The organism is Castellaniella sp. (assembly GCF_041677825.1).
Taxonomy (GTDB): domain Bacteria; phylum Pseudomonadota; class Gammaproteobacteria; order Burkholderiales; family Burkholderiaceae_B; genus Castellaniella.
On sequence record NZ_JBAYPG010000050.1, the window covers coordinates 1 to 5,713 of the forward strand.

The window sequence follows — 5,713 nt, forward strand, 5'->3', positions numbered from 1 at the left end:
GGCTTCTTGCTTGAACCCCGGCGGATGAGCGCCAGGAAACCAAAAATGCCCCGCCTGTGCCGTCAAGGCCGGCATCCCGGAACCGGAGGTTCACGGTGGTCGCCATCAGCCAGGTATTGGGCCATCCAGATGAAGGAAGCTCACCCACCTGTCAATCCGGCAACCGATGCCTTTGGCATTGGTTCAAGGAATGATAGGCCTGGTCACGAACACGGCAGGGACTTGATCAAACCCCCGGCGGCAACGCCGGGCGCAAAAACCTGTCAAACGGAGAGCCCTGGAACCTGATCGAGCACACCGTTGATGTCTTCGATTTTACTCTTGAAATCGCCCAGGGCAAGTTGCCCCAGGGGCCCATCCGGGGCTCGCATGGCCAGCAGTTCGATGGCGGTCTGTATGGCCGCCATGACGGCAATGCGTTCGGCACTGCCAATCTTGCCGGCCGCCTTGATGGACTGCATGCGTTGATCGACCAGCCGCACCGCCGCAAGCAGGGCCGGTTTTTCATCAGCGGGGCAGGCCAGGGAATACTCGCGCCCCAGAATGGAGACATCCACACGTTCCATGATCAGTTCTCCGCGCCGGGAAGGCGCTCGAGGATGAGCTCGATCTGCTGCTGGGCCCCGGTGGCAGCCGCGCGCAGGCGGTCGCGCTCGCTGACCGCGCGTTCGAGCTGGTGCGCAAGCGCCTGTGCGCGACCCTGGCTGTCCTGCAGGTGGTCTTCGAGCTCTTTGCGCAGCCGTTCGGACTCGAGGTGTGCCACCTGCAGGCCTTTTTCGTGCTCCGCCAACTGCTCGTTGGCCTGCACAAGCGCCTTCTGGTCCTGGGCGGCCTGCTCGCGCAACCGTCGATGCTGCTCTTCGAGCCCCTGGATGCGCACGGCCTGTGCCTCGGATTCGGCACGCGCCTGCTGCAACAGGGCCACGACCTGCCGTATCCGGGTTGCCAGCTTGTCTAGATCCTGTAGCATGCCTTCAGACCTTGGGTTGAGCTGCCGAAGCAGGTGCCAGAACAGCCGCCTCGGAGCGGCGGTGGTGCCGCAAATAACGATTTTCATGCCCGCGCGCAAACAGCAGGTCCGAGAGCTCATTCAGGGCCCGCGAATACACGTCTCGCTTGAATTCTATAACGGCATCGAGCGGCACCCAGTAGGCGTTCCAGCGCCAGGCGTCGAATTCGGGGGTGGCCGTGGCCCGCAGGCTCACGTCGCAATCACGACCTACCATGCGCAACAGGAACCAGATCTGCTTCTGCCCGCGATAATGGCCGCGCAGTTCGCGCCGGACATAGTGATCGGGTACATCGTAACGCAGCCAGTCTCGTGTCCGCCCCAGAATGCGCACATGTTCTGCCTGCAGACCAGTTTCTTCGTGCAGTTCGCGGTACATCGCCTGCACAGGCGATTCACCATGTTTGATACCCCCTTGGGGGAACTGCCACGCATGCTCCTTGATGCGTTTGCCCCAGAACACCTGGTTTTTGCGATTGACCAGAACAATGCCTACGTTGGGACGGTAGCCTTCGCGATCCAGCATGGGCCACCTCTGCCATGAATTCAATACAATTACCGTCGATTATACGTACCTACCGGGATCTCGACCATGCGCGCCAGCCAGTACCACCTGAACACCCTGAAAGAAGCTCCTGCAGAGGCCGAAGTGATCAGCCATCAGCTCATGACCCGGGCGGGCATGATCCGCAAGGTTGCCGGCGGGATCTACAGCTATATGCCAATGGGCCTGAAGGTCCTGCGCAAGATTGAAGCCATCGTACGCGAAGAGATGAATCGCGCGGGCGCCATCGAGTTGCTCATGCCCATCGTGCAACCCGCCGAACTCTGGCAGGAGTCGGGGCGCTGGGATGCCTATGGCCCCGAACTGTTGCGCCTGCACGACCGGCATGACCGGGACTTCGTGCTCCAGCCCACCTCCGAAGAAGTGATCACCGACATTGCACGCAACGAGATCCACAGCTGGCGTCAGCTGCCGCTGAATTTCTACCATATCCAGACCAAGTTTCGCGACGAGCGGCGCCCGCGCTTCGGTCTGATGCGTGGCAGGGAATTCATCATGAAGGATGCCTATTCATTCGACCGCAATGAGGAAGAAGCCCGGATCAGCTACGATCGAATGTACGATGCCTATCAGCGGATCTTTACCCGCCTGGGCCTGAATTTCCGCGCTGTCGCGGCGGATACGGGTTCAATCGGCGGCTCACGCAGCCACGAGTTCCAGGTCATTGCCGATACGAGTGAAGACCTCATCGTATACAACCCCGATACGGACTACGCCGCCAATATCGAACTGGCAGATGCGCCTTGTCTGCTGCCTGCCCGCGAAGCCGCGGGCGCGCCCCTGGAGAAGCGCTCGACACCCGATGCGCACAAGTGCGAAATCGTGGCGACCCAACTGGGCGTGCCTCTGGCACGCACCGTCAAGGCTATCGTGCTGGCCGGCGAAGACACAGGCCAGGGCACAGACCAGGCCACCCACCTGTGGCTGCTCCTGATCCGTGGCGACCATGAGGCCAACGAGACCAAGATCAGCAAGCTGCCTGGCCTCGAGGGCGGCTGGCGCATGGCCACTGAAGAGGAAATCCAGGCGACCTTTGGCTGTGTCCCGGGTTATCTGGGGCCTGTTGGCCTGTCCCGTGACCGCATCACGGTGATTGCCGACACGACGGTAGCCCGGATGGGCGACTTCGTCTGCGGCGCCAATGAGGCCGGCTACCATCTCAGTGGGGTCAACTGGGGGCGCGACCTGCCCGAGCCTGATCAGGTGGCCGACCTGCGCAACGTGATGGCCGGCGATCCGGCACCGGGGGGCGGCACGCTGGCAATTCAGCGGGGTATCGAAGTGGGCCATGTGTTTTTCCTGGGCGACAAATACTCCAATGCCCTGAATGCCACGTTCCTGGACTCGGATGGCAAACCGACCGTCATGCAGATGGGTTGCTACGGGATCGGTGTCAGCCGCATCGCCGCGGCCGCCATCGAACAGAATCACGATGTGCGCGGCATGATCTGGCCACTGTCGATCGCGCCCTTTGAAGTGGTGATCTGTCCCATCGGGCTGGGCAAGAGCGAGGCCGTGCGTACCGCAGCCCATCAGCTGTATCAGGAATTGCTCGCAGCGGGCGTGGATGTCGTGCTGGATGACCGCGATACGCGACCTGGCGTCATGTTTGCCGATTGGGAACTCATTGGTGTCCCCCTGCGGGTCACCCTGGGGGACCGCAGCCTGAAGGCCGGGGCAGCCGAGATCCAGGCACGCCGGGATACCCGGCCCGATACGGTGCCCATCCGCCAGGCCCTGGAGCACGTCCTGCAGAGGCTGAAGGCCGGCCGTCTGCAGGATACCGCTTGACTCGGTTGCGACGCACGCCCCAACCTGTCACAAGGCCTCACCAAAATCATGACTGCCGATACACCCGCCCGTTACACCGAATGGCCTGTTCGCGTATATTACGAGGATACCGACACCGGGGGTGTCGTGTACTATGCCAACTATCTCAAGTTCTTCGAGCGCGCACGTACCGAATGGTTGCGTGGCCTCGGGCTTGACCAACGCATGCTTGCGATACAAGAACACATCCTGTTTGTCGTCCGACGTGCAGACGTGGCCTGGCGCCAACCGGCACGACTCGACGACAGTCTCATGATCCGCACACGCATGTGCGAACTGGGGGCGTCTTCGATGCTGTTCGACCAGCAGGCGTGCCGCGGCAGCACCGTGCTGGCAGATGGGCGGATTCAGGTCTGCGCCGTCAATGCCACCAGTTTCAAACCCGTGCGTATTCCTCCCACCCTCCGCATACTTCTGCACAAGGCACAGTAACCAAATGCAAGCCAATAGCGATCTTTCGCTGCTTTCTCTCATAGGCAATGCCAGCCTGCCCGTCCAACTGGTCATGCTGCTTTTGCTGATCGCTTCGGTGGTGTCGTGGGCCTTCATCTTCAGCAAGTGGTCGGCGCTGAAACGGGCCGATGCACAGACCAGCCGTTTCGAGGAAGACTTCTGGGCGGGTGGCGATCTCACGGTGCTGCAGCAGGCCATCGCCAGCCGACGCAGCGAATACGGTGCCCTGGCACGGATATTCGATTCGGGCATGACCGAATACCTCAAGTCACGCCGCGCGCAGAACCGTGGCGATGCCTTGCTGGATACGCCACGCCGGGCCATGAAGGCGGCTTTTCAGCGCGAAGTGGACACGCTCGAGACCCACTTGAACTTTCTTGCTTCCACGGGCTCGGTCAGCCCCTATGTGGGCCTGCTTGGCACGGTCTGGGGCATCATGCACGCGTTCATGGGCCTGTCCACGATGCAGCAGGCCACGTTGGCTGCGGTAGCCCCAGGTATTGCCGAAGCCCTGATTGCCACTGCGATCGGCCTGTTTGCTGCCATACCCGCCGTGCTGGCCTATAACCGCTATACCAGCAAGATCGACAGGCTGGCCATGCGCTTCGAGAGTTTCATCGACGAATTCCTGAATATCCTGCAACGGCAGGTGCACTGATGAACACATTGAACACCCGCCGTCGCCGGCGCCTGAACAATGACATCAATGTGGTACCTTACATCGATGTTATGCTCGTGTTGCTGGTCATCTTCATGGTAACTGCGCCCATGATCACGCCCGGCCAGATCGAACTGCCCACGGTCGGCACGGCCTCCGAAGTACCGCTCACCCCCGTGGAAGTGCAGATCGATGCCCAGGGCCATCTGGCCCTAAGGCTGCGCGAAGGTTCGACGTCATTTCGGCCAGTCGACAAGGCCAACCTGCCTGCCGAGATCCAGGCGCTGGCCACCCCCGATACCCCCGTCGTGATTTCGGCCGATGGCCAGGTTCCCTACGAAACAGTCATGCAGATCATGGATCAGTTGCGTGACGCAGGTGTCGCTCGTCTGGGCCTGCTCGTCAACCAGACTGCTCAGCCGCGCCCCTGAAGCACCCCGACGGCGACAATTGCTTCATGACCCATCCCGATCCAGATCTGTCCCGACGCAAGCGCAGCCAGCGCCCTCCCCGCGATGACCAACGCGGCGTATTGCTCTCGGTACTGGCGCATGGCCTGCTGATCCTCCTCATGGTGTTCGGGTTTTCCAGCGCCCCCGACAACCCGGGTCCGGTTCAGGTCGAGTTATGGGCCCGCGGCACCGACATGGCAAGCCCAGCTGAAACACCGGAAGTGAACGCCGCCGAACCCGAGCAGGAACCAGAACCGGCACCTGAGCCTGAGCCTGAGCCAGAACCCGAGCCCGAGCCGCAGCCGGAAGCCGAACCCGTACCCGACCGAAGCGCCGAACTGGCCGCCGAACTGGCACAACAACAAGAACTTGCGCAGCAGGCTGCCGCGCGTGCCGCCCAACAGGCGCTCGAGCGCCAGGCTGAAATCGAAAAAATGCAAGCCGAAGCCAAGGCGGCCGCCCAGGCGCGTGAAGAGGCGGAGATAGCACTGGCCAAAGAGCGCAAGGCGCGCGAAGAAATGGAACGCAAACTGGCCGAACAGGCTGCCCGCGAGGCTGAGGAGAAGGCCGCCGCCGAAAAAGCTGCTGCCGAGAAGGCCGCTGCCGAGAAGGCCGCTGCCGAGAAGGCCGCCGCCGAGAAGGCCGCCGCCGAGAAGGCCGCCGCCGAGAAAGCCGCCGCCGAGAAAGCCGCCGCCGAGAAAGCCGCCGCCGAGAAAGCCGCCGCCGAGAAAGCCGCCGCCGAGAAA

General features: G+C 62.2%; 8 protein-coding genes and 1 other RNA gene. 5 read left to right on the forward strand and 4 right to left on the reverse strand.

Annotated elements, in window-relative coordinates; all coding sequences use genetic code 11:
- Positions 1-43: 43 nt before the first annotated feature.
- The 4 genes from ssrS to WCY17_RS14195 form a co-directional block, all read right to left on the reverse strand.
- A non-coding RNA gene (gene ssrS, locus WCY17_RS14180) (6S RNA) lies at positions 44-224 on the reverse strand.
- Positions 225-263: 39 nt separating this feature from the next.
- Positions 264-566 carry a cell division protein ZapA gene (locus tag WCY17_RS14185; RefSeq protein WP_372702837.1) on the reverse strand — a complete coding sequence of 101 codons (303 nt, stop codon included), beginning with the start codon at positions 564-566 and terminating at the stop codon, positions 264-266.
- A 2-nt stretch (positions 567-568) separates the two neighbouring features.
- Positions 569-970 (reverse strand): hypothetical protein, encoded by a 402-nt coding sequence (locus tag WCY17_RS14190; RefSeq protein WP_372702838.1) that lies wholly within the window; start codon positions 968-970, stop codon positions 569-571.
- A gap of 4 nt (positions 971-974) precedes the next feature.
- Complete coding sequence (locus tag WCY17_RS14195; RefSeq protein ID WP_372702839.1) at positions 975-1,535, reverse strand: RNA pyrophosphohydrolase; 561 nt, start codon at positions 1,533-1,535, stop codon at positions 975-977.
- A 66-nt stretch (positions 1,536-1,601) separates the two neighbouring features.
- Between WCY17_RS14195 and WCY17_RS14200 the strand changes: the two genes are divergently transcribed.
- From WCY17_RS14200 to tolA, 5 genes are all read left to right on the forward strand, one after another.
- Complete coding sequence (locus tag WCY17_RS14200; RefSeq protein ID WP_372702840.1) at positions 1,602-3,365, forward strand: proline--tRNA ligase; 1,764 nt, start codon at positions 1,602-1,604, stop codon at positions 3,363-3,365.
- 48 nt (positions 3,366-3,413) lie between these two features.
- Positions 3,414-3,836 carry a tol-pal system-associated acyl-CoA thioesterase gene (gene ybgC, locus WCY17_RS14205; RefSeq protein ID WP_372702841.1) on the forward strand — a complete coding sequence of 141 codons (423 nt, stop codon included), beginning with the start codon at positions 3,414-3,416 and terminating at the stop codon, positions 3,834-3,836.
- Between the two features lie 4 nt (positions 3,837-3,840).
- Positions 3,841-4,515, forward strand: coding sequence for a protein TolQ (gene tolQ / locus WCY17_RS14210; RefSeq protein ID WP_372702842.1), 675 nt, complete (start codon positions 3,841-3,843; stop codon positions 4,513-4,515).
- Positions 4,515-4,946 carry an ExbD/TolR family protein gene (locus tag WCY17_RS14215; protein WP_372702843.1) on the forward strand — a complete coding sequence of 144 codons (432 nt, stop codon included), beginning with the start codon at positions 4,515-4,517 and terminating at the stop codon, positions 4,944-4,946. Before tolQ ends, WCY17_RS14215 begins: the two co-directional genes overlap by 1 nt.
- A 26-nt stretch (positions 4,947-4,972) precedes the next feature.
- The coding region (tolA, locus tag WCY17_RS14220) for a cell envelope integrity protein TolA (protein WP_372702844.1) at positions 4,973-5,713 on the forward strand (741 nt) is incomplete at its 3' end.

Coding starts and splice junctions, on each gene's coding strand:
- WCY17_RS14185 (WP_372702837.1), bottom strand. CDS start 566: ATGGAACGTGTGGATGTCTCCATTCTGGGGCGCGAGTATTCCCTGGCC.
- WCY17_RS14190 (WP_372702838.1), bottom strand. CDS start 970: ATGCTACAGGATCTAGACAAGCTGGCAACCCGGATACGGCAGGTCGTG.
- WCY17_RS14195 (WP_372702839.1), bottom strand. CDS start 1,535: ATGCTGGATCGCGAAGGCTACCGTCCCAACGTAGGCATTGTTCTGGTC.
- WCY17_RS14200 (WP_372702840.1), top strand. CDS start 1,602: ATGCGCGCCAGCCAGTACCACCTGAACACCCTGAAAGAAGCTCCTGCA.
- ybgC (WP_372702841.1), top strand. CDS start 3,414: ATGACTGCCGATACACCCGCCCGTTACACCGAATGGCCTGTTCGCGTA.
- tolQ (WP_372702842.1), top strand. CDS start 3,841: ATGCAAGCCAATAGCGATCTTTCGCTGCTTTCTCTCATAGGCAATGCC.
- WCY17_RS14215 (WP_372702843.1), top strand. CDS start 4,515: ATGAACACATTGAACACCCGCCGTCGCCGGCGCCTGAACAATGACATC.